18 protein-coding genes are annotated in these 20,576 nt (G+C 65.5%); all 18 read right to left on the reverse strand.

Going from position 1 to position 20,576, the window contains the following annotated elements; translation table 11 throughout:
- Positions 1-9: 9 nt before the first annotated feature.
- Positions 10-423, reverse strand: a complete 414-nt coding sequence (locus AB7M33_RS24545; protein WP_027593461.1) for a curli assembly protein CsgF — start codon at positions 421-423, stop codon at positions 10-12.
- Positions 420-821: a curli production assembly/transport protein CsgE gene (gene csgE, locus AB7M33_RS24550; protein ID WP_265970257.1), complete on the reverse strand. Its 402-nt coding sequence runs from the start codon at positions 819-821 to the stop codon at positions 420-422. Before csgE ends, AB7M33_RS24545 begins: the two co-directional genes overlap by 4 nt.
- Positions 818-1,345 carry a type II secretion system protein gene (locus tag AB7M33_RS24555; protein WP_085272958.1) on the reverse strand — a complete coding sequence of 176 codons (528 nt, stop codon included), beginning with the start codon at positions 1,343-1,345 and terminating at the stop codon, positions 818-820. Before AB7M33_RS24555 ends, csgE begins: the two co-directional genes overlap by 4 nt.
- Positions 1,320-1,694: a type II secretion system protein gene (locus tag AB7M33_RS24560; RefSeq protein ID WP_085272959.1), complete on the reverse strand. Its 375-nt coding sequence runs from the start codon at positions 1,692-1,694 to the stop codon at positions 1,320-1,322. The genes AB7M33_RS24555 and AB7M33_RS24560 overlap by 26 nt, the downstream gene beginning before the upstream one ends.
- A 5-nt stretch (positions 1,695-1,699) precedes the next feature.
- Positions 1,700-2,173, reverse strand: a complete 474-nt coding sequence (locus tag AB7M33_RS24565) for a type II secretion system protein (protein ID WP_033694024.1) — start codon at positions 2,171-2,173, stop codon at positions 1,700-1,702.
- Positions 2,170-4,035, reverse strand: coding sequence for a secretin N-terminal domain-containing protein (locus tag AB7M33_RS24570; protein WP_454243865.1), 1,866 nt, complete (start codon positions 4,033-4,035; stop codon positions 2,170-2,172). The genes AB7M33_RS24565 and AB7M33_RS24570 overlap by 4 nt, the downstream gene beginning before the upstream one ends.
- Positions 4,032-4,541: a hypothetical protein gene (locus AB7M33_RS24575; RefSeq protein ID WP_454243866.1), complete on the reverse strand. Its 510-nt coding sequence runs from the start codon at positions 4,539-4,541 to the stop codon at positions 4,032-4,034. The genes AB7M33_RS24570 and AB7M33_RS24575 overlap by 4 nt, the downstream gene beginning before the upstream one ends.
- Complete coding sequence (gene pilO, locus AB7M33_RS24580) at positions 4,541-5,104, reverse strand: type 4a pilus biogenesis protein PilO (RefSeq protein WP_027593468.1); 564 nt, start codon at positions 5,102-5,104, stop codon at positions 4,541-4,543. The genes AB7M33_RS24575 and pilO overlap by 1 nt, the downstream gene beginning before the upstream one ends.
- Complete coding sequence (locus AB7M33_RS24585; protein WP_099429181.1) at positions 5,091-5,633, reverse strand: pilus assembly protein; 543 nt, start codon at positions 5,631-5,633, stop codon at positions 5,091-5,093. The genes pilO and AB7M33_RS24585 overlap by 14 nt, the downstream gene beginning before the upstream one ends.
- 1 nt (position 5,634) lies before the next feature.
- Complete coding sequence (locus AB7M33_RS24590; protein ID WP_027593470.1) at positions 5,635-6,429, reverse strand: hypothetical protein; 795 nt, start codon at positions 6,427-6,429, stop codon at positions 5,635-5,637.
- Positions 6,410-8,080 (reverse strand): GspE/PulE family protein, encoded by a 1,671-nt coding sequence (locus tag AB7M33_RS24595; protein WP_099429180.1) that lies wholly within the window; start codon positions 8,078-8,080, stop codon positions 6,410-6,412. Before AB7M33_RS24595 ends, AB7M33_RS24590 begins: the two co-directional genes overlap by 20 nt.
- A 61-nt stretch (positions 8,081-8,141) precedes the next feature.
- Complete coding sequence (locus AB7M33_RS24600; protein ID WP_172960411.1) at positions 8,142-8,675, reverse strand: response regulator; 534 nt, start codon at positions 8,673-8,675, stop codon at positions 8,142-8,144.
- Positions 8,676-8,923: 248 nt separating this feature from the next.
- Positions 8,924-9,565 (reverse strand): SurA N-terminal domain-containing protein, encoded by a 642-nt coding sequence (locus AB7M33_RS24605; protein WP_027593473.1) that lies wholly within the window; start codon positions 9,563-9,565, stop codon positions 8,924-8,926.
- Positions 9,566-9,577: 12 nt separating this feature from the next.
- Complete coding sequence (locus tag AB7M33_RS24610) at positions 9,578-11,149, reverse strand: ABC transporter substrate-binding protein (RefSeq protein ID WP_454243867.1); 1,572 nt, start codon at positions 11,147-11,149, stop codon at positions 9,578-9,580.
- Positions 11,150-11,237: 88 nt separating this feature from the next.
- On the reverse strand, positions 11,238-11,903 hold the full coding sequence (locus AB7M33_RS24615; RefSeq protein WP_454243868.1) for an SCO family protein: 666 nt from the start codon (positions 11,901-11,903) through the stop codon (positions 11,238-11,240).
- Positions 11,900-12,592 (reverse strand): SCO family protein, encoded by a 693-nt coding sequence (locus AB7M33_RS24620; RefSeq protein ID WP_454243869.1) that lies wholly within the window; start codon positions 12,590-12,592, stop codon positions 11,900-11,902. Before AB7M33_RS24620 ends, AB7M33_RS24615 begins: the two co-directional genes overlap by 4 nt.
- Positions 12,589-14,580: a cytochrome D1 domain-containing protein gene (locus tag AB7M33_RS24625; protein WP_454243870.1), complete on the reverse strand. Its 1,992-nt coding sequence runs from the start codon at positions 14,578-14,580 to the stop codon at positions 12,589-12,591. The genes AB7M33_RS24620 and AB7M33_RS24625 overlap by 4 nt, the downstream gene beginning before the upstream one ends.
- An 18-nt stretch (positions 14,581-14,598) precedes the next feature.
- Positions 14,599-20,466 (reverse strand): manganese-oxidizing multicopper oxidase MnxG, encoded by a 5,868-nt coding sequence (gene mnxG, locus AB7M33_RS24630; protein WP_454243871.1) that lies wholly within the window; start codon positions 20,464-20,466, stop codon positions 14,599-14,601.
- Between the last annotated feature and the right edge of the window lie 110 nt (positions 20,467-20,576).

Consider the following 20,576-nt stretch of genomic DNA (forward strand, 5'->3'; position numbering starts at 1 on the left):
CTTTCCCTCTCAGGGGTTCAGGCCGCTGACCTCAATGATCGAAATTTCTCCTGTGGCGCGGTCGGTGACCTTGATGCTCAGCGCCCCTGAATCGTCGATAACGTCGATCAGGAAGGCATCGGTGGCCATGCTTCCGGTGCTGCCATTGCTGATGTTGTCCAGCAGCTGCGACAACATCCGCGACTCCAGCTGGTTGCTGAAGCGCTCCAGGGCCGAGGTGCCCGAGAAGGCAGACGCACGGTCCTTGAGGTCGGGGTCGTCGTAGTCGTTCTGCGCCTGGGCGTTGTTCAGCAACCAGGTGCCGTTGAGCGGGTTGCCGCCGAAGGCCGGGTTGACCGGGGTGTACACCAGCTCGGTGGCCTGGGCAGCACAGGCGCTGGCCAGCAGGCAGGCGGCGATGCAACGGGGAATGCGGGTTTTCATAGCTCGTCCCTCTCCAGATCGGTGTGGTCCTGCAGCAGGCGTTGCAACTTGCGTTGGATGATCTGCTGCTTGACCAGGTCGGCGGCCGCGACGGCCTCTTCTTTGAGTTCCGTGGTGTTGGGTGGCAGGAAGCGGCGGTACATCACGTCGCGCTCGAACTCCACGGTGATCAGGCTGCCCCAGCGGGCATCCGGGCGTTCGCGCACTACCAGGTTGAAGTCCAGGCGGCTGGTGGCACGCAGGCGGTCGGCGAAGTAGTAGTAAAAATCGTGGCCGATGTGCGAGATGGTGTTGTCGACGATAAAGCCCATCATCTCGTCCTCTTCAGCCGCCTTCAGCGCGCTGCTCAGCGAGCTCGCCAGCAACAGGCTCAGGCACAGCACAGCCAGGCGGTTCATGGCGTGTCTCCCGGGCCGGCATGGGGCTGGGCACCGTTGGGGCTGTCGGCGAACGCCTGCTCGGCGACGAACTGCCAGTCGCTGTAGTGCTCCAGCCCTTCGAAGCCCGACCACTCGGCGGCAAAGCCACTGCGTTTGAACGGGGTGGCGTCCGAGCGGCTGTGCACGCCGGTGATGCGGCCGTCGATCGAGCGCAGCAGGCCCCAGTCGTCGCTGTTGCTGATCGGGTCCGGGTAGAGCCTGCGGATGTGCCGCTTGGCTTCGGGGAAGCGGTTGTCCTGCAACAGGTCGGCCAGGTCCTGGGGGTACTGGGCCAGCCCCGGCGATGCGCGGTAGTAACTGCGCAGGGCTTGGGCGTACTGGCTGCCGACCCACAGCAACTGGCGCTCGTGGTCGCGCTGGGCGGCACTCGACCAGACCGTCCCGGTGGCGGCCAGGGCCACGCTGCTGACCGCGATCAGCAGCAGCACGCCCAAGTAGGTGAAGCCGGCACAGGCCTTACCATTCAGCATAGAGGCTGCCATCACGCGCCCTCCCTGTAGCGCCGCTTTTGATGTCGGCCACGCCACCGGCCACACCTTCTGGCGGTGGCACCAGTTGCCAGGCATCGCTGCGTTCGGTGATCGGGTCCACTGGGGTGTTGCGCAGGTAGCGCAGCTCGACCAGTTGCTCAAGCGAATCGGGGTAGTGCCCGGTGTCGCCGTAGAAGTGGTCCAGCGACTCGCGCAGCACTGCCAGGCTCTGGCGCAGGGTGGCCTCGCGGGAGCTCTCCAGGCTGTTGAAGTAGCGCGGCATGGCGATGGTCATCAGCGTGGCGATAATCGCCATCACCACCAGCAGTTCGATCAGGGTGAAGCCTCGGCTGCGTTTCATGGCCGTCACCATTGCCCGTAGGGGATATTGTTGAGGCCTTTGCCACGGGCCTTGGAATACACGTCGAAGACGTCTTCGCCTTCCCGTGGGCTGTCAGGGCTGCTGTCGTAGGCACGCAGGCCCCAGGCGCCCTCATCGTCCTCCTTGGCCGCCAGCAGCGGGTCGTGGGGGATGCGCCGCAGGAAGTAGAACTTGGCCCCCTTGGCACTGCGCACATCACGCACCCCGTCGACCAACACCTGCAGGTTGGGCGGGTAGCCGCTGGCATCCAGGCGTTTTTCGATGTAGCCGGCGTCAAAGGCGCGCTTGTAGGCATCGATGGCATCGCGGATCTGGTACAGCGCCTCGCGCAGTTGCTGCTCCTTGCCGCGACGCACCACGGTTTCGGTCAGCGGCGCGGCCATGCTGGCGAGCAGCCCGAGCAGTGCCAGGGTCAGCACCACCTCGATCAGGCTGAAGCCTTGCATGCGGCGTTTCATGGGCGTGGGCTCCCGTTGGCAGGCACCACGGCCATCTGGCTTTCCACTACCGGCGTGTCACCGGACGGCGTATTGCCCGGTACATCGGTTGGCGGCAGCGGCGCCATCTGGCGGACTTGCAGGCTCGACTCGGTGCCGGTGGCAAACTCCATGTCCGACGGGCTCTGGTACGGCAGGTTGCGCACGATGCGCGGGGTAATCGCCAGCACCAGTTCGGACTTGCTCATGTCGTCCTTGTTGCTGCCGAACAGCCGGCCCAGGCCGGGGATGTCGCCCAGGCCGGGGATCTTGTTGCCGCTGGCGTTGTGGTCGTTACGCACCAGCCCGGCCAGCACCTGGGTTTCACCGTCGTGCAGGCGCAGGCTGGTCTGGGCGTTGCGGGTATCGACCTGAACCGGAATGGTGCCCTGGCGCGTGGCCTCCAGTGGGGTGGCGTTGCTGACCTCCAGCGCAATCTTGATCGCCACTTCGTTGTTCAGGTGCACGGTAGGCTGCACCTCAAGCTTCAGGCCCACGTCCAGGTAGGTGACGCTTTCGGTGATCACGGGGCCCTGGGTCGACGGCACCGAGGTGGCGCTGATGATCGGCACCCGCTGGCCGATGTGGATACGTGCCTGCTCACGGTTGCTGACGCGGATCACCGGGCTTGCCAGGGTGTTGATGTCCTTGTCCTGGGCGTTGATCTTGGCCTGTGGGGCCGGCGAGATACTGATGCGGCTGGAGTCGATGCCGCGCAACTGGTCCAGCACGCTGACCGGTTTGCCGTCGGAGGTCAGCACGCCGAAGGTGTTGGGCCATTGCAGGCCGAGGTCGAGGATGCGCGAGGTGGCCACTTCCATAACCTCCACTTCCAGTACCACTTCAGGGTTGGACTGGTCCTGGGACTGCAACAGCTTCTCGGCCATGCGCACTGCGTCGGGGCTGTCGCGCATGGTCAAGGTGTTGAGGCGCTCGTCGACGAACACATCGCGGGTCTTGAGCATGGTCTTGACCATGTTCAGCGCGGTGTTGGCGTCGATGCTGGTCAGGTAGAAGGTGCGCATGACCAGTTCCTGGTAGTCCTTGGCCTTTTGCGGCGAGTCGGGGTAGATCATCAGGGTGTTGTCGTTGACGATCTTCTGGCGCAACTGGTTCTGCTCCAGCAGCAGGGTTACGGCGTCCTCGATGCGGACGTCGCGGACGAAGATGGTGGCCTTCATGTCCGGGCGCAGGTCTTTGTCGAAGATGAAGTTGATGCCAGCGACCTGGGACAGCACTTCGAAGATGGTCTTCAGGTTGGCATCACGAAATTCCAGGGTGACCGGGCGCTCCAGCTTGCTACGCAGCTGCGGGAAGGGCTGCGCGGTGCGTGCCTGGACGTTCTCGATGTCGCTGCGCAGGGTCATGCCCTTCTGGTTCTGCGGGTCCAGGCGCAGCACTTCGCGCATGTAGCGCTCGGCACCGAACAGGTCGCCCTGGCGAAGGGCCGCCTGGCCGAGGGCGACACGTTCGTCGAGGGTGCGGATCAGCTCCAGTTGACGGATGCCTTCCTGGGCGCGGCGGTTGTTCGGCTCGATGCTCAGCACCCGGCCGTAGCCCATGCGCGCACCGGCAAAGTCGTGGCGGATACGGTCGCTGTCGGCCTGGCTCAACAGTGCCTCGACTGCCGCCTGGCGGCCATGGGCCAGGGCGATGTTCAGTTCGGTGTCGCGCGGGTCTTCACGCAGGGCCTCTTCCAGGCGCGCGATGCCGGCTTCGTACTGCCCCTCCTTCATCAGTTCTGCGCTGTCTTCGCGTACCGCACTGGAGCCGCAGCCGGCGATGGCCACGCACAGCGCCAACAGCAGGAACGGAGCAGGCTTGCACAGCTTCGATGACTTCATGGTGCGCTCCCAACAGACAAGGTCTGCGACTGATGCAAAGGCAGGTAGACCAGGCTCAGCTCGTTGGCCGAGACCCGGTCGAGGCGGTAGGTGTCTTCGATGACGTCGCCCTGGCGCACGACGTAGAGTTTTTCGCCGCTCTGCAGAAAAACCTGCAGGTCGTCGCGATCGCCCAGGCGGCCGACGAACTGGAAGGGCAACGCCGGTGCCGTGGGTGCGGCAACCACCACGGGTGTGGCGATGATCGGTTGTTCGGTGACGGTGGCCAGGGCCTTGGGTTTGGTCCAGCGCTGGCTCGGGAACAGGTCGGTGGAGGCCTGTTCTGGCCTATTCGCGGGCAAGCCCGCTCCCACCGGTTCGGGGGAAACTACGGAACCTGTGGGAGCGGGCTTGCCCGCGATGGCAGCGACGCCATCCTCTTGGCCAAACCAATGCCCAGGCGCCCACGCCAGCGCGGCAGAAAGCCCAAAAAACCCGAGCCAGACCAACCCACGTTGAGTATTCATCACGACCTCGACAGGTAGAGGGTCATGCGCAGGCGGGCGTTGAGCTCGCTGTCGCCGATGCGTTTGCGTTGCAGCTCAAGGTCTTCCAGCACCAAGGTCGGCAGCTGGCCAAGCAGGCCCTTGAGGAAGCCGCGGATCTGCGGGTAACTGCCGCGGACCGGCAGCACGATCTGGTAGCGCGCCAACTGGGTTTTCGGGTCAATGCCCAGGGCGTACTCGCCGCGTGCCAGGCTGATGTGCTCGGCACTGGCCAGGTGATACAGCCGCTCGATCAGTTCGCTGGCCTGCGGCTGACCGGGCAGCTGTTGACGCAGGGTGTCGAGGGCCTGCTGCTCGGGCTTGACCGCGATTTTCAGCTCACCGCGCTGCACCCGCCCTACTTGCACACTGGCGTCTGCCTCGCTGGCCCGCAGTTCGCGCACGCTTTGCCATTGCGGCAATACGCCGGCCACTGCCACGCCGACCACCAGCAGGCCAACGGCAACGGCGGCCAGGCCCACCGGGCCGATACGGCGCAGGTGCTCCTGAATGATCAGGCTGCTAAGCGGTTCAGGGGCGCGCATGGCCGGTCTCCCAGGTGGCGGTCAGGGTGAAACGCACCGGGTGCTCCGGCTGGCTCACCATCACCTCGTGATTGAGCAACGAAACATCGCTGAGCTCGGCACTGGCCTCCAGGCGCTGGTGGTACTGCAGCATCGCCTCCAGGTTGCGCGCCTCGGCGGCAATGCGGACCTGGCCCTTGCGAGCGTCCGGGGTCAGGCCAAGCAGCGCCACATCGTCCTGCGGCAGTGCTTCGAGCATGGCGAACAGTTGCTGCCAGGGCCGTTGCAGCTGCTGCGAGACATTGCGCATCTGCGCCAGGCGCTCGGCCTGCTCGCGGCTGGCTGCACTGCTTTGCGGCGCGGCGGTGGCTGGGCGCCGGCCCAGTTGCAGCTCCAGGCTGTGCAGGCGGCCTTCGAGGTCGACTTGCTCGCCCTGCAGGTGGTGTTGCAGCAGGACCAGTGCGGCCACCCCTGCACAGCCCAGGGCCAGCAGCGACCAAGCTAAGGCGCCATTGCGGCGGGGCTGGAATTCCAGGTCGAGGCGGCGCATGTCAGGCCACCGCCCGCCACATGGCGCACAAAGGGTCGGCTTCGCTGGCCGGCTGGCACAGCTGCACCGCTGCCAGTTGCGGCACGTCGCCGCGGCCGGGCGCATGCAGGTAGACCCGTGGCAGATGCTCGCCGTACAGCTCGCAGGTACGCTCAATCAACGCTTGCAGGGCCTGGTCGGTATCGGCACAGCCTTGCGCCAGCACCTGCTGCCAGGCACCGCCAGCAGCCAGCAACAGCACGCTGCGGCGCGGCTCGGCGAGGACGAACAGGAAGTCGCCTTGTGCCAGCTGCGCCGAACAACGGTTGTAGGCCGCCATCAGGTACGGCTGCACCGAGCGCAGGCTCAGGCGGCTTTCCCGGCCCAGCGCCTGCAGCCGTTGCAGCAGGGCCTCGGGCAACGCCGTGGCAATGCGTGCGGCACCTGCCGGCTCCGGCGAGAGGACGATGCGCCAGTCACCCAGCGACTGGCCGTAGAGGTTCTCGAAGCAGGCCCGCGCATAAGCATCCAGCTCGCGTGGATGGCCAATAGCATCGCTCCACGGTACCAGGCAGAAGCGGCTGTAGCGGGCCGACAGCAACACCCGCAATTGGGCGCCGCGTACGGCGTGCTCGGCCAGCAGTGCGCCCAGCGCTTCGACAGCAGCTTCCCAGGCCGGTTGGGCGGCGTCGCAGCTGAATTCGCGGCTGCCCAGCCACTGGTGCTGATTGCCTTTCCAGCAACCCAGGCCAACACCCTCGGCGCCGAGCACGGCACAGTATTTATGAGCAGCACGATCACGCAATGAATGTGACACGGTTGATCTCCTCAAGGGTGGTGCGGCCGTCACGGACCAGGTCCAGGGCCGAGGCCCGCAGCAAGCGCAGGCCGCGCTGGCAGGCGAGTGTCTTGATCTGCGACAGGGGGCGGCGTTCGACGATCATCTGCCGCAGGTCATCGTCCAGGTGCAGCAGCTCGGCGATGGCGCTGCGGCCGCGATACCCGCTGCCACGGCACTGGCCACAGCCCTGGGCGCGGACGAACGTCCAGCCCGCGACGGCGGCGCGGGTCAGGCCCGAGGCCAGCAGGGTTTCATCGTCCACTTCGCAGGCGCTGGCGCAGTGCGGGCAGGCCAGGCGAATCAGGCGCTGAGCCAAGATGGCGTTGAGCGCCGAGACGAAGCTGTAGGGGTCGACCTGCATCTGGCTGAAGCGGCCGATCACATCGAAGACGTTGTTGGCGTGGATGGTGGTGAACACCAGGTGCCCGGTCAGGGCCGACTGCACGGCGATCTGTGCAGTGTCCGGGTCGCGGATCTCGCCGACCAGGATCTTGTCCGGGTCGTGGCGCAGGATCGAGCGCAGGCCGCGGGCAAAGGTCAGGCCCTTCTTCTCGTTGACTGGGATCTGCAACACGCCGGGCAGTTGATATTCGACCGGGTCTTCGATGGTGATGATCTTGTCAACGCCGTGGTTGATCTCGCTGATCATGGCGTACAGGGTGGTGGTCTTGCCGCTGCCGGTGGGGCCGGTGACCAGGATCATGCCGTAGGGTTCGGCGGCAAGCCGGCGCAAGGCACGCAGGGTTTCGTCGGCAAAGCCCAGGGCCTGCAACTGCACGCCGCTCACCTTGTCGGAAAGGTCCTGTTTGTCGAGCACCCGCAGCACGGCGTCTTCGCCAAAGATGCTGGGCATGATCGAGACCCGGAAGTCGATCTGCCGCTCACCCACGGCGACCTTGAAACGGCCGTCCTGGGGCACGCGTTTCTCGCCGATGTCGAGCTCGGCCATGACCTTGATGCGCGAGATCACCTGGTCGGCGAAGGCGCTGCCGCTGGCCTTGCCGGCGCCGTTGAGCACACCGTCGATACGGTACTTGATGGTCAGGCCCTGGCCGGTCATGCCCAGGTGAATGTCGCTGGCGTGCAGTTTGAGGGCGTCGTAGAGGGTCGAGTTGACCAGCTTGACCACGCGACTCTGGTCTTCGCTGATGCTGGTCAGCGACAGGCGTTGCAGCGGGTCGCTTTCGCTGCTGGCTTCACTGTCGTGGTCAAGCGCATCGACCGCGTGGAAGCTTTCTTCATGGCGGGCCAGAAACGTCGCCAGCTCGGCGGCGTGCGCCAGGTACAGCGGCGCGCCTTGCAGCACATCGTCGATCCAGGCCAGGCGCGCAGGGTCGAAGGGGTCGGCGAACACACCCAGCAGTTCGCCGCCCTGCTCGATCAGCACGAACTCGCGTTTCAGGCACTGGGCCAGGCTGACCTTGTCGAAGCGGGGGGTGCTGGCCAGCAGCGCCTGGCTGTGCAGCACGGGGTAATGCAGGGTGATGCCGAGGCGGCGGGTGAAGGTGTCCGGGGTGTCGTTGGCCAGGCGCTCCAGGCAATTGAGCAGGCGCTCGTCACTGGCTTGCAGACGGGCCTGGGCCAGCAGCTCGCGTGTAAAACCGACAATCTCGAGTACTTCGGGCATGGCCTGCGACTCCGCTCAGGGGGCGCGTCGCAGGCTGGCTCAGCCAGGGCAGCGGGCGCCGCTATTCCCCTGTGAGCAGTTGTTCGTCATCCGGACCTGGGGGCTTGGCGCCATTACGGCGGCGGTCAGCCAGTACCCAGCTACCATCGTACAACTGCAGGGGGAACGATTCGTTCCTGGTCTGGCGTCGTTCGACGAACCCTTCTGCCGGGTTGTCCGTGGCCCTGCGCCGGCGCTCGATGCCCATCAGGTCGAGGATCGCGCGCGCCAGTTCCGCTAACGGGAACGGTTTGAACAGGACATGGGTCACGCCAAGTTCGGCGGCTCGCTCACGGACCTCGGCGGTCGGGTGGGCGGTGATCAGCACGAAGTGGCACTGCCTGTTCTTACGCACGGTCTCCAGTACCTGAAAACCCTCCATATCGGGCAAGCGGTAATCCAGCACGATCACTTGCGGTGCCAGGCGTTCAGCCTGCTCGATACCACTGGCACCGTCGTGGGCAACATGAACTTCCAGGCCTTGCGCCTGCAAATACGCCTGCAGGTTCTGCGCAAGAGTCTGTTCGTCATCGACTACCAATACTCTGTTCACCAAGGTCGACTCCCAAATACTGCCCGGTTTCCCGGTCTGCGAAGTGCGGCCTTGATAAGGCTTGAGCAGGCTTCGTGCCAGGCGTGAATAGTCATGCTGCACCACTGTAAGTCGTTGATCTGGCAAGGGTGCCCGAAAACACCCCAGGCGCAGCGAGCAGGCGCGCTCGCCCGGTTCCCCACATCCGGGGGACCTGATGGCACTTTGCCAAGTCGTTATTCCCCAGCTTTGGGGAAACGCCATCGGGGCCTTCAGTCGGCGATTTCCACTTTAGCGGATTCGCGCAAACGTTGGCGCACAGCTTGCCGCGCTTGCGCCTGCAATTGCCCGATGAGCGAGGCCCTGGCCAAGACCAGGCCCTGTTCACGTATGACAGAAGGGTTATCACTTTGGTTCTGCGCTCCTTGCAGTCTTTGTCGATTGGCCATGTAGAAGGCCTCCACCTCGGCCTGGCTGGGCGCGTCGACCGCGCTGAGCTGGGCATACACCCGCTGGGCAGCCAGCTCGCGGCGGGTGTAATCAGCGTACTCTGCCCTATCAAAGCCTGCCTGCGCCAGACGCCTTTCAAACACTGTCGGGCTGCCAAACGCCGCCTCCACTTCACCAACCTGGGCAGACACCTGTTCATCACTGATGCCAATGCCCTGGCGTTGGGCCTCCTGCCACAGCAGCTCCTTGTCGATCAGCTCGTCCAAGGCCTGGTCGCGCAGGCGCTTGTACAGGGTCGGGTTGCGGATGCTGGCCACCGCGCGGCCCTGGGCTTCGAGGTACTCCGTGAAGTAGCGCTCAAGGCGCATCACATCGATCTCCACACCGTTTACCCGCGCGGCCGGCACATCGGCCCAACTCGCCTTGGCGACCAGCAGCAACAGGCACAGCAACAGGGTACGCATGGCAACCTCCGCTCAAGGGGTGTCCGGCACTGGCCGGTACGGGGTGACCGAGGTGAAGCGCGGCCCGGGCAAGGCCACCGCCACCACGTGGGCACCGGCCATGCCCTGCCGGCGACCGGGGCCGAAGCCCAGGGCTGGCGTGAGGCCGGTAGTGACGTCGTGCAGGCCCTCCAGGGCCGTGATCAGTTGCTCGCGGCTGGCATCTCGGCCGATCTGTTTAAGGGCCTCTGTCAGCAAGCGCAAGGCGCACAGGGTGTTGACCTGCAAGGACGCCTGACGCGGGTCCAGGCCCTGGCGGTGTTGCAGGCCGGCGAGGGTCGCCAGGCCCTGCTCGGTCCAGTCTTCGGGCACGAATGGGTAGGCAAGGTAGACGCGCTGCGACCACTGCGCAGGCAAGTTCGCCACGGCCCCGACCACCTGGCTGGACGCTGCAAACAGGTATGGCTGGCGGCCTGCCGCCTGCAACGCGGCAGCCAACTCGGCAAAGGCCTGGGCGCGGCCAACGAAGACGATGCCCTGGCCGTCCACCGCCTGGCCATCGAAGGGCTGCAGGGCGCCGGGGGCCCAGCCCTGCTGCACAAGCTGTTCACGCACCTGCTCGGCCAGCGGCGCTTGCTCGTCACCGGCATACACCACACGCAAGCCATCTGGGGCGAGGCCCAAGGCGTCACGGGCGTGGCCGGCCAGGCTCAGCAGTTGCGCAGGCAAGCCCGGCAGCGGGTCGAAGATCTGCGCACTGCCGCCACTGCGCGGGGTGCTGCCGATCAGCGGCACGTTCTGCTGCGCCAACACCGCGGTCAGTCGCTGATCGAGCATAGGTGCCAGCGGGGTAATCAGGCTGAACACCTGCTCCTTGTCCAGCAGTTGGCGAAGGGCCTGCTCGGCGCTGTCGGCGTCGCTGCCTGGGTCGAGCACCACCAGTTCCAGGCGCCGCCCGTGCACACCGCCTTGCTGGTTGAGTTGCGCCAGGCCGTCTTCCAGTACTGCGCGCACCACGTGCCCTGCTTCGGCCAGCGGCCCGGACCCCGGCAGCAAGGTGCCCAGGCGCAGCACGCCCTCCTCCACGCCCGGGTCGCGCTCATCGGCCAGGCGTTTGAGGTAGGCGGTGAGGTTGCGCTGGTCGGCCAGGGTTAAATCGAAACGCGGCATGGCGGCGTCCAGGCGATTGCCGGCAGGGTCCACCCCCTGCTGGATCGCCCTGGCCAGGCTGGCGTCGGTATAACGCGGGTAACTGCGGCCATTGGCCTGCCGCTCGCCCTGGCCCAGGGCCAGGCGTTGCCAGTCGAGGCTCGGCGGGCGAACACCGCCTTCGGCGCGGCCGCGGCCGTCGGCGCCGTGGCAGCTTGCACAGGGTAAGACGCTGGCTGGGACGCTCATGTCGCTGGAGCCGACGCGTGCCAGCAATTGTGCGTCGCTGCTCGACTGGCCTTCGCGGTACAGGCGTTTGCCCGCTTGTTCGTGCTCGGTGAGGTCGAGGGCGAAGGTGGAGCCGCACAGAGTGAGCCCTAGCACGCATACCAGGCTTTTGTAGGAGCGGCCTTGCGTCGCGAAAGGGCTGCGCAGCAGCCCCAGCAGTCTCTGCATCGACACCGAAATCTGGGGCCGCTGCGCAGCCCTTTCGCGACGCAAGGCCGCTCCTACAACGGCATTGGCCAGCGCAAGGTTCATGATGTCACCGCCCCGCCAGCGGCTGGGCCAGCAGCTGCATGCGCTGCGCGATCGCCATTGGGGGCGCATCGGGGCGGATCTTGCTCCAGCGCTTGCCTGCCACGTCACCGGCAATCAGCTGCGTGGAATGCTGTTCGGGGCTGGGCAGGAACTGGCCGATGCGGCCCAGTACCAGGTCGACACTGGCCTTGTCGCCAGTCAGGAACAGCCAGTTGGGGCCGTCCACACCCTGCTTCTCGGCAAAGGCCTTGAGCGCCGCCGGGGTGTCGTTGAGCGGGTCGCTGCTGATCGAGACGAACGTCACCTGCCCGGCCAGCGCCGGCCCCATGGCCTCGCGTACCTCCCGCAGCTTGCGGGTGATCAACGGGCAGGCGTCGGTGCAGTGGGTGAAGATGACGTTAAGCATCACCACCTTGTCCTTGAGCACATCGCTGTAGAAGCGCAGGTCGCGGCCATTCTGGTCCTTGAGCACGGTGTCGGTGAACCAGGACTGGGCATCGCGGGTGCCGCCGCCGCTGGTCATCGCCTGGGGCGCTGCCTGTGGCTCGGGCGCCTGCTGGGCATGGCCTTCATGGGCCAATGCGACCGAGGCAAGAATCCACAGGCAACCGCCCAGTACCAGCCAGTCGAGACCGCGCATACCGGCGCGGCGTGAAATCAGATGGCTCATGGTTGCACCTCGTTATGGTCGCCGGTGTGGTCGGCATGGTGTTCGGCGATGGCCGTGCTCTTGGCATGCACCCGGCGTGCGCTGAGGCGGTTGATTTCCGCGACCAGTACCGCCGGGTCGGTGAAGCCGTAGTAGCGGGTCCAGTGGCCGCTGCGGCCATCGCCCACCAGAATCAGCGGCGGGTGCTGGCTGAGGTCGGCACTGAAGCTGCCCAGGCCTTTGAGGGTTTCGGTGATGGCGTACGACGTACCGGTCAGCCAGCTCCAACCCGGCCCTTTCTGGAAGGCCTTGGCGTAGCGCTGCAAGCGCTTGGAATCGTCGCGCTGGGGGTCGACGCTGATCGACACCAGGTGGATTTCTTCACCCACACGGCCGCCCAACTGCTGCTGGACCTTGCCCATGATCGACGACACCACCGGGCACACCGTGGTGCAACTGGTGTAGATGAAACCCATCACCACCAGGTGATCGCCGACCAGGTCCTTCTCCAGGCGCACAGGCATCCCGTCCTGGTCCAGCAGCGAGACATCGGCAAAGCGCACGCTGGCTTTCTCCTGTCGCGCGGCGGGCGGTTGCTCGGCATGGCCGCTGTGGTCATGCCCGGCATGGGCCAGGGCCAGGTTGCTGGACAACAACAGGGGCAGCGCCAGGCTCAGGCCCAGCCGTGTAAAAGCATGCTTGGCGTTCATCGCACACTCCTGGTTTGCATCTGGGAAGCGTCCCCTTGGGACGCCGTGGAGGCCGAGGCCGGCAGGACGCGCAGGCTGGTGTAATTCTCTTCCGCAAACTTGCGGCCCAGCGACGGTGACTGCACATGCAGGTACCAGGCGCCGGCTTCGGGCAGGGTCAAGGCCGCTTGGTAGACGCCCTCGCCCACTTCTTCGAGGCGCAGGTTGCGCGGCATCGACGACGGCGCCAGGAAGTAGCGCAGGCTCAGGTCGTTCAGGCCCAGGCGCGGTTCACCGTCGTCGCCGACGATGCGCACCCGTGCGGTGAAGGCGCTGTGCTGCGGCAAAGGCTGCTCTAGGCCAAGGAACTCGGCATGCGCGCCCTTGTGCTTGCGGGCATTCGGCGCCTCGCCCACATCGGTGCTGAAGCAGTGGATGATTTGCGGCTGGTTGAGCAGGAAGGCCACGTCGAACTTGCCGGCCGCCGGCAGCTTCACCGTCGAGCCGTACACCCCTGGGGCCACCTCGCGCAGGCTGCGGTCGACGACGATGGCCGCGCGGGCCTGGTGGCCGCGGTTGTTGTAGCCCGACATCGGCGCGTTCATGCCCTCGGCGTAGAAGTAGGTGGTGTTGTCTACCGGGTTGACCACGAACACCGAGTTGTCGTCACGCGACACCGATAACCCTTGTGCCAGCGGCAGATCACCGGCTTGGCGCGGCGCTGCAGGGCCGGCGTCGAAGCCCTGCACGATCGGCGAACGCCCTTCCCCAAGGCTGCTCAGGTTGATCATGCTGACCTTGGGCGAGGCCAGGCCGCGGACGTAGGCATAGCCCTTGGTGAAGGTCAGTTGGTAGGGTTCGGCCGACACCGGGATGCGGTGGATGAGCGTGTCGGTACTGGCATCGATCACCAAGGCTTGGTTCTCCAGGGTGTTGAGCACGATGCCGTAGCGCCCGTCGCTGCTAAAACGCATCGGGCCCAGGCCCTGTTCCGCCGTGACGGTGTGGCGCGGTTGATGGCTGCGGGCGTCGATGACCCGCACCGTGCCTTCTTGGCCATCGACCACATAGACCGCCTGGGACAGCGCCGAGTAGCTCACCGACAGCGGGTGCGGCCCCACCTCCAGGGTCTTGGCCAGGCGCATTTCAGGGATGTCGATGATGCTCAGGGTGCCGCTGTCGCGGTTGCTGACAAAGGCGTAGCGCGAGTCGCTGCTGAAGGCGATCTCGTGGTGCCCAGAGCCGGTGGCGAAGGACTTGAGGGTGCTGCGCCCGGGCACGTCGATCACCGTTACCCCGCCCTTGGCCGGGTCGCTGCTGTTGTTGCCCACCCACAGCCGATGCTGGTCCGGTTGCAGCGCCACCCGCGTCGGTTGGTCACCGGCATCCAGGTCGGCCACGCGGGTGAAGGTCTCGGTATCGATCACCGACACCTTGCCGCGCTCCGGGATCGACACGAACACCTGCTTGTCGTCGCCGGTGGCCGCCCAGTCCATGGGCCTGCCTGGCAGTTCGATACGGGCCATGGTGCTGGTGACGCCCCCCACCGAAACCGTCGGGTCGATGACCGTCAGGCTGGCGTCCTTGTTCAGCATCAACAGGAAGTAGCTGTTGAGGTCGAGCAATGGCCGGGCACCAATGCTGCTTTTCAGAAACAGCGCCACGCGGGCCTTGCAGCTTTGGTCGCGGTCACCGACCGGTGCCGACTGGGCCGGGTCGATCCAGGCCCCCGGCGCCATGCCCGACAGCGGCTGGCCGCTGGCCTGGTCGCTGACCTTGAAGCGCACGTTGGCGAAGGCGCCTTCGCGCAGCTCGCCCCCGGCCAGCGGCCGCGCCTCGAACTCCACGGTCACCCCGTCCCGGCTGAGCCGGTGCAGGGCCTGCGGGTCGGCAGGCTCCTGCAGCAGTTCGCGTGGGTCGCACCAGAGCTGCTCATACGCTACGCCCAGGCCGATCAGTGCCACTCCCAGCAGTACCCCCAAGTAAGCAGGGCGAGTCTTCTTGTTCATGCTCGCACTCCCGTGTCGTTATTGTGGCGCAGCCGTTGCGGGCGGCGCTTCGTTGCTGACCCGCAAAATCCCCCACAGCCCCGAGAGGTTGCCGTAGGCGGCATAGTCGCGGAACAGGTAGTCCCCCGGCACCGCATTGGCACCACCCGCGCTGGGCAGCATGAAGCTGAAGTGCGCCGCCGGCAGTACGCTTTCCTGGGCACCGATGTAGATCGACATCGGGTTGAAACCGAAGCGCACCGAGCCGATGCCTGGCAGGTTCATCGGGTAACCATCGGCGTCGTTCTTCTCGGCCTGGTAGGCGTGCAGTGGCCACAGGTGCCCGTCCAGCTGGTAGGTGATGCCGCGGCTGCCACCGCTGGGCATCAGCACATGGCTGCGTGCCGGCTGGCCGGGCTTGGCCCAGAGCACGGGCGTCTGCGGGTCGCCTCCGACCAGGGCGTTGCTGTAGGCCATGTGGGCGTTTGGCACATCGGCGAAGCCATTGCCGTCGGCATGGCCGAACGGTGCGTCCGGCGCCATGCCGAAGCGCAACCACAGCGGTTCGGTTTTGTAGTTCATGGCCATGTTGCCGTTGTCCTTCGGATCGCCCGGCACACCATTGCCTTCCGTGGCGATACCTTCCACGGGGCGGCCGTCTGCCCAGCGCATGTTCATCGAGCGTTGCCACACCGTGACGAAGTCGCGGTAGTCCGGCTGGCCGCTGACTTTTACCGTGGCCTGGGCACGGCTGGCGGTGTCCTCGGTGAAGGTGGCGGCTTGCGGCAGGATGCTCATGGCGCCCACCAGGCCTTTTTGCGGTTGCTTGATGAAGTCGGACGGGGTCAGGTTCAGGCCGCCGAATTCGATCGCCGTGGTGTTGATGTTGTCCACCGTGCGGCCCAGTTGCAGCACCGGCTTGCCTTCACGCTCCAGGTGCCCGGCGTAGTACTGGTACACCTTGCTCGGGTAGGCACCGCTGTTGCCGGCACGCGGCGGCACGGTCTGCACCGGGTTGAGGCCGACGTTGGCACCATCGGACTTGGTGATGTCGTAGGCCAGCAACTGTGCGTGCAGGCCAACATGGCTGGACGGCCGCATCAGGTTGTTGTTGAACGCTGTGGAGCCTTCGCTGCCATTACGGTCACGCTTGACCACGTTCTGCATCACGGCCGTGCTTGGCAGGTCGGGCATCACCAGCGGCAGGCGGTTTTCCAGGGTGATGCTGATGCAGTCGCCAGCGTTGGCGCGCAGCACCAGGGGCTCTACCGGCACGCCGGGTTTGAGCTTGCCTGTGGTCGCGTCCAGGTCTGCCTTGCGCACATACAGCACCGCGGTCGGGTCGTGCAGTGGTGCGCTGTGGCCGCCAACGGTGAAGGTGGTGCCGTCCTCCTCATCCACCACGGTCACCTGCGGGATGCTGGTCTTGCGGCTGTTGAACACCAGCGTGCCACCGCCAGGCTTGAGTGGCCCACCGACATGCTGGCCGACGCCGGCCGGGTCGGTGATGCTGACCCCGTGGCGGTTCTCCAGAATGTCGTTGGCCAGTACGGCAACGATCTCGTAGCTGCGCTTGACCGTGGCGCGGGTACCAATGCCATTGGCGTTGGTGGTGGTTTTTGGGCAGATGCCGTCAAAGTTCACGGTGTTGCGCATGGCCACCGGCTGCGGGTTGTTCGACAGCGGGAACAAGTCCGGGCGCAAGGTGGTGTAGTTGCGCATGATGCCCCAGATGCCGTTCCAGTAGCCTTCCAGTGCCGCGTCCAGCGAGTACAGGTAGTCGCCATTGGTGGCCGCAGAGCTGGAAATCATCGACACCGGCGCCATGAAGCCCAGCTGCTCGGAGATGCCGATCATCTGCGATGCCTTCCACCCCGAGTTGGAGCTGCTGCCGAAGCCCGAGCCATTCTGCAGCCACTTGACGCCGTGCAGCGTGACGTTGTGCTCCTCTTCATGGCCACCGGCATGCATGCGCAAGCGCACGTTGTCACCCGAGTAAGTGCGCAGCAGCGGCGTGAACGGGTCACCGGGCTCGCTACCGGCGGTGTTGATGTGCGGCGGGAACACCGTGGTGCCACCGGTTGGGCCGACCGCCGAAGTGATCGCCGAGGGCGCCATGTTCATCGCTGGGATGGCACGGTCGGTGCGGCTCTGCAAGGCATAGCTCAGGTCACCGCCCAGGCCATCGGCCTGCATGCCGCGCTTGCCGTCCGGGGCCACTTTGTTGGGGTCGAACACCCGCAGGGCCAGCGGTTCGTTACGGTAGTTGACGACGAACATGCCTGGGTCATCCACCGAAATGGCTTGTGGGCACGGCCGGCTTGGGCAGCCAGGGCTCAGGCCACCACGCGACTCGACCACCGATTCGAGCAGCGACGAGGCTTTCTGCCGTACCGGTGGGTTGATGGCGTAGCGGAAGCTGTCGGCCGTGGCCGGGTACGACTGGCCATTGGGAATACCGTCCGGCCCTGCGCCCACGTACACGCCGGCTTCATAGGCATGCTGGAAGTCGCTGTACTCGAGGAAGAACTCACGGTAGCTGTCGTTTTTGCCGTCGCCATCGTGGTCACCGGTCTTGATCACTGCTTGCCACGAGGTTGGCCCACCGTCCTGGCGCGCAGCCGGGTTGTACAGCTGCTCGCCGGTTTCGGCGTGGTACCAGGTGGAGCCGGCAGGTTCGGCCAGTACCGTGGCGTACAGGCCCAGTTGCTGGTGGGTCGATGGGCCAAGGTGGTCGTGGGTGAAGATGGTGCCCAGGCCGCGGTCGACGTTGTGCACGTTGACCACAGGGTCGGCGAACCAACGCTGCATGGCGGTACGCGCGCCCAGCCAGTCGGCCCGGCCAAAGCGCCCGAAGTACGGGTGCTGCTTGGCGCTTGGGCAGGCGGCGGTGCCGTCTCGGCTATCGCCTTCGGTGCAACCGTTGTAGGCGCGAATGGCATGCACGCGCTCGACCACGCTGCCGGGCGAAAGAATGCCGTCCTCGTAGTTCCAGCCGTTGGCCGAACCGTCAGCCGCGGTGAGGTCCCACTTGGGCAGGTGGATGTGCTGGCCAATCACGTCGGTTGGGGTGCGCACCTGGTAGTCGTCCATCTCATAAATGGACGGGATCAGGTTGGTGTGCTGGTACATGGTGCAATCGAAGGTGTTCATGCGCATCACCAGCGGCTCGGGTGGGCGCTGCTTGGTGATCACTGGCCAGGCGTCTTCCCAGAGGGCAATGATGCGCGCCTGCGGGAAGTGGTAGCCCACTTTGTTGTAGACCGCATCGAACTGGATGTTGGCGCCTTTGTAGATGCGCGGGCGGTCGGCGGTGAAGGCAGACGCACCCCGGAAGCTCATGCCGGTCAGGCTTTCACCGCTGGCGAACTCGCCTATGCCCGAGGTCTGGGTGAGGCGCTTGCCGCGGTCGTCCATGCACGGCTCAAAGAACGGTGCCCCGGCCGTCGGCAAGGCGCCATTGGTGCGGAAGTTGCGCGCCACCGGCTGGCTGCCCGGCATCAGCGCATAGCTGGGGTGCTCAGCCTTGGCGTGAAACTTCATGGCCGCCTGTTCGACTTCAGTGCCCTCTTCCGGCAGGTAGATCGGCTTGGCTTTGTGCACCACCTTGGAGAAATCCAGCTTGGTGGTGGTGGTCAATGCTTCGCCACCTGCCGAGATGCCATCCAGCGCGTGCCGGCCGAGGCCACCATCCCAGCCATCGACCTGGTTGGGGTCCAGGTTGGCCCACAGGGCATTGCCGCTGTTTTTCAGTTGCTGGGCAAGCGCAGGGTCGAGCATGTCCAGCGGCGGGGTCGGTGGGCGCTGGCCGACGCTGCTTTCCATGCCACCGATCCAGAACGGGTAGCCTGGGTTTTTCAAGGTGCCGTCGGCGTTGCGGTTGGTTTCGCTACGGTCGACCAGGGCCAAGGAGCCGACAGCCTTGGGCGCAGCTGCCCCGTGGCCATGGTCATCGTCGCCCTCTTCTTCCTCTTCATCATCGTCCTGCTCATTTGCGGCCACCCACTGCTCTGCAAGCTTAGGCACCACGACCACCTTGCCCGGCATCGGCGCCATGGCTTTGCCCGGCAGCGGGACGATGGCGGGGATCGGCGTACCGGCAATGATTTCACCGTCCGGCAATGCCCGTGCGCCGACGGCTGGCTTGCCACTGCGCAGGGCAAACGGCGTGCTGTGGAAGCCGTTTGCATCCTGGCCACTGACCTCCAGCCGGGTACCTTCCTCAAACACGTCGTGCACCCGCCACATAGCCCACATGCCTTGGGCGAAGTGCGGGTAGAAATGGCAGTGGTAGATGGCATCGCCCGCTACGCGGTTACGGTTGCCAGAGCCGCCGTTAGCGATCTCGTAGGTGTACCCGATGCCCGGGCCGATGCCTTGGGCGTCCACATAGTCGGAGTTGTCGTCGTTTGGGTTGAATAGCCACTGGTGGCCGTGCAAGTGGAAGATGTGCTGCTCATGACCATTGTGCGTATTACGGAACTTGGTGAAGTCGCCAATGTAGCTGTGGTGGACGTTGGCCGGCTCCGACGGGTACAGGGCCATGCTGGCCTTGACGCCCACGGCATTGGCCGGTGGGGTTTCGCCGGGGCGGATGTTCTCCAGGCCGACGTTGGCCGGCACGTCCACCAGCGTGCCGATATCGCCCACGGTGTGGGCGCTGAGGAAGAACTCCTCATAGGCGCACGACAGGCAGTCATGCATCGGGCCCACGCCCAGGCGGTTGGCCACTACCTCGGCGCCCATGCCGCCCGAGCCGTAGTTGATCATGAACGAATCGCGGGTCGGCTCCAGCACGTGGCCCATGATCGGGTCGGCCCAGTAGCCGGGGAAGGCCTGGGTGCCGGCCACTTCGTCGGCGAACTGCGAGGCGAAATCACGGAACGCATCCAGCCGGTTGGGCAGCGCCGGGTTGCGCTTGTTGACGCTCTCCAGTGGGTAGGTCGAACGGGGGAAGCTGCCGTCTGGGTTGGGGCCCATGACGATGGCATCGGTCTCGCTGTTGAGAATCTCGTTGCCATCGACCATGGCGATGATCGGCTTGCCGGCCTTGCCTTCAGTGATCCAGGGCTCGGCCTGCGGGTAACGGGCCTGGTAATCGATGACAGGTTGGCCGGTGGGGGTGCGGCCCGTGGTGGCCAGGCGCATTTCTTCTTCGGTCAGGGTGTTGCGGAAGGTGCGCCCGCCTTTGGGCACCACCACCACCTGGCCGAACAAGCCGTTGGCAACGTTGCCGGCACCGCCCTGGCCGCCGAAGGTCGCGCCTTGGCTGGTGGCGGCGAAGGCCCCTTCGCGTTCGGCATACAGCGTGTAACTGCGGGTGTTGCCCGGCGACACCAGGAAGTTGCCGTTGCGGCCGGTGTTGGCGGCGATGTCGCCAATGCTGTTGACGGCTTGCATGCCGTTGACCTGGAAACCTACGTGGCGGTCGCTGACTTGCTCATCCGCAACGAAGTGCTCACCGCCTTCATTCTCGAACTCGGTCTCCGGCCCGTCTTCTTCCTCACCTTCGGCCTCGTTTTCTTCGTGGTCGATACCGTGCTTGTTGGGGTTGGCCTGGTAGGCCAGCAGGTTGGTCAGGTTGACGGTGAGGCAGTCACCGGCAGCGACCCGCAAGACGATTGGCCGTGGGCGTTTGTCCGGGCGCAAGGTGACTTTGCCAGGCACTGCGGCTCCGCCTTTGCCAAGCGGGACCTGGTGCTCGTCCACGACATCTTCGCGCAGGGCGAACATCATGCCATTGGCGTTTTGCGCGCCAAGGCGGTTGAACATCAGCGGCTGGTCCAGTGCGACCACATTGGCAACCAGGGTGCGCTGGCACTGCACAGCTGCCTCGCTGGTCGCTTCCCAGCCGAGTAGGGCCAGGACAAGGGATGACAGGACGGGGCCTTTGAGCGGGGTCGACATGCTGCACCTCCGGAACACAGGGTCTCTGCGTGGAGGTTCAGCAAGGTATATGCCAGATGAGAATTGTTATATTTTTTGGTGAGTTACGGCGCTAACCGAAACAGATTGGG

The organism is Pseudomonas sp. Y3 TE3536 (assembly GCF_053629175.1).

What these genes read in the sequence shown, in the direction of transcription:
- mnxG (WP_454243871.1), bottom strand. Translation starts at nt 20,466, where the DNA reads ATGTCGACCCCGCTCAAAGGCCCCGTCCTGTCATCCCTTGTCCTGGCC.
- AB7M33_RS24610 (WP_454243867.1), bottom strand. Translation starts at nt 11,149, where the DNA reads ATGCAGAGACTGCTGGGGCTGCTGCGCAGCCCTTTCGCGACGCAAGGC.
- AB7M33_RS24605 (WP_027593473.1), bottom strand. Translation starts at nt 9,565, where the DNA reads ATGCGTACCCTGTTGCTGTGCCTGTTGCTGCTGGTCGCCAAGGCGAGT.
- AB7M33_RS24575 (WP_454243866.1), bottom strand. Translation starts at nt 4,541, where the DNA reads ATGAATACTCAACGTGGGTTGGTCTGGCTCGGGTTTTTTGGGCTTTCT.
- AB7M33_RS24585 (WP_099429181.1), bottom strand. Translation starts at nt 5,633, where the DNA reads ATGCGCCGCCTCGACCTGGAATTCCAGCCCCGCCGCAATGGCGCCTTA.
- AB7M33_RS24565 (WP_033694024.1), bottom strand. Translation starts at nt 2,173, where the DNA reads ATGAAACGCCGCATGCAAGGCTTCAGCCTGATCGAGGTGGTGCTGACC.
- AB7M33_RS24615 (WP_454243868.1), bottom strand. Translation starts at nt 11,903, where the DNA reads ATGAGCCATCTGATTTCACGCCGCGCCGGTATGCGCGGTCTCGACTGG.
- AB7M33_RS24595 (WP_099429180.1), bottom strand. Translation starts at nt 8,080, where the DNA reads ATGCCCGAAGTACTCGAGATTGTCGGTTTTACACGCGAGCTGCTGGCC.
- AB7M33_RS24625 (WP_454243870.1), bottom strand. Translation starts at nt 14,580, where the DNA reads ATGAACAAGAAGACTCGCCCTGCTTACTTGGGGGTACTGCTGGGAGTG.
- AB7M33_RS24545 (WP_027593461.1), bottom strand. Translation starts at nt 423, where the DNA reads ATGAAAACCCGCATTCCCCGTTGCATCGCCGCCTGCCTGCTGGCCAGC.
- pilO (WP_027593468.1), bottom strand. Translation starts at nt 5,104, where the DNA reads ATGCGCGCCCCTGAACCGCTTAGCAGCCTGATCATTCAGGAGCACCTG.
- AB7M33_RS24570 (WP_454243865.1), bottom strand. Translation starts at nt 4,035, where the DNA reads ATGAAGTCATCGAAGCTGTGCAAGCCTGCTCCGTTCCTGCTGTTGGCG.
- AB7M33_RS24555 (WP_085272958.1), bottom strand. Translation starts at nt 1,345, where the DNA reads ATGGCAGCCTCTATGCTGAATGGTAAGGCCTGTGCCGGCTTCACCTAC.
- csgE (WP_265970257.1), bottom strand. Translation starts at nt 821, where the DNA reads ATGAACCGCCTGGCTGTGCTGTGCCTGAGCCTGTTGCTGGCGAGCTCG.
- AB7M33_RS24620 (WP_454243869.1), bottom strand. Translation starts at nt 12,592, where the DNA reads ATGAACGCCAAGCATGCTTTTACACGGCTGGGCCTGAGCCTGGCGCTG.
- AB7M33_RS24560 (WP_085272959.1), bottom strand. Translation starts at nt 1,694, where the DNA reads ATGAAACGCAGCCGAGGCTTCACCCTGATCGAACTGCTGGTGGTGATG.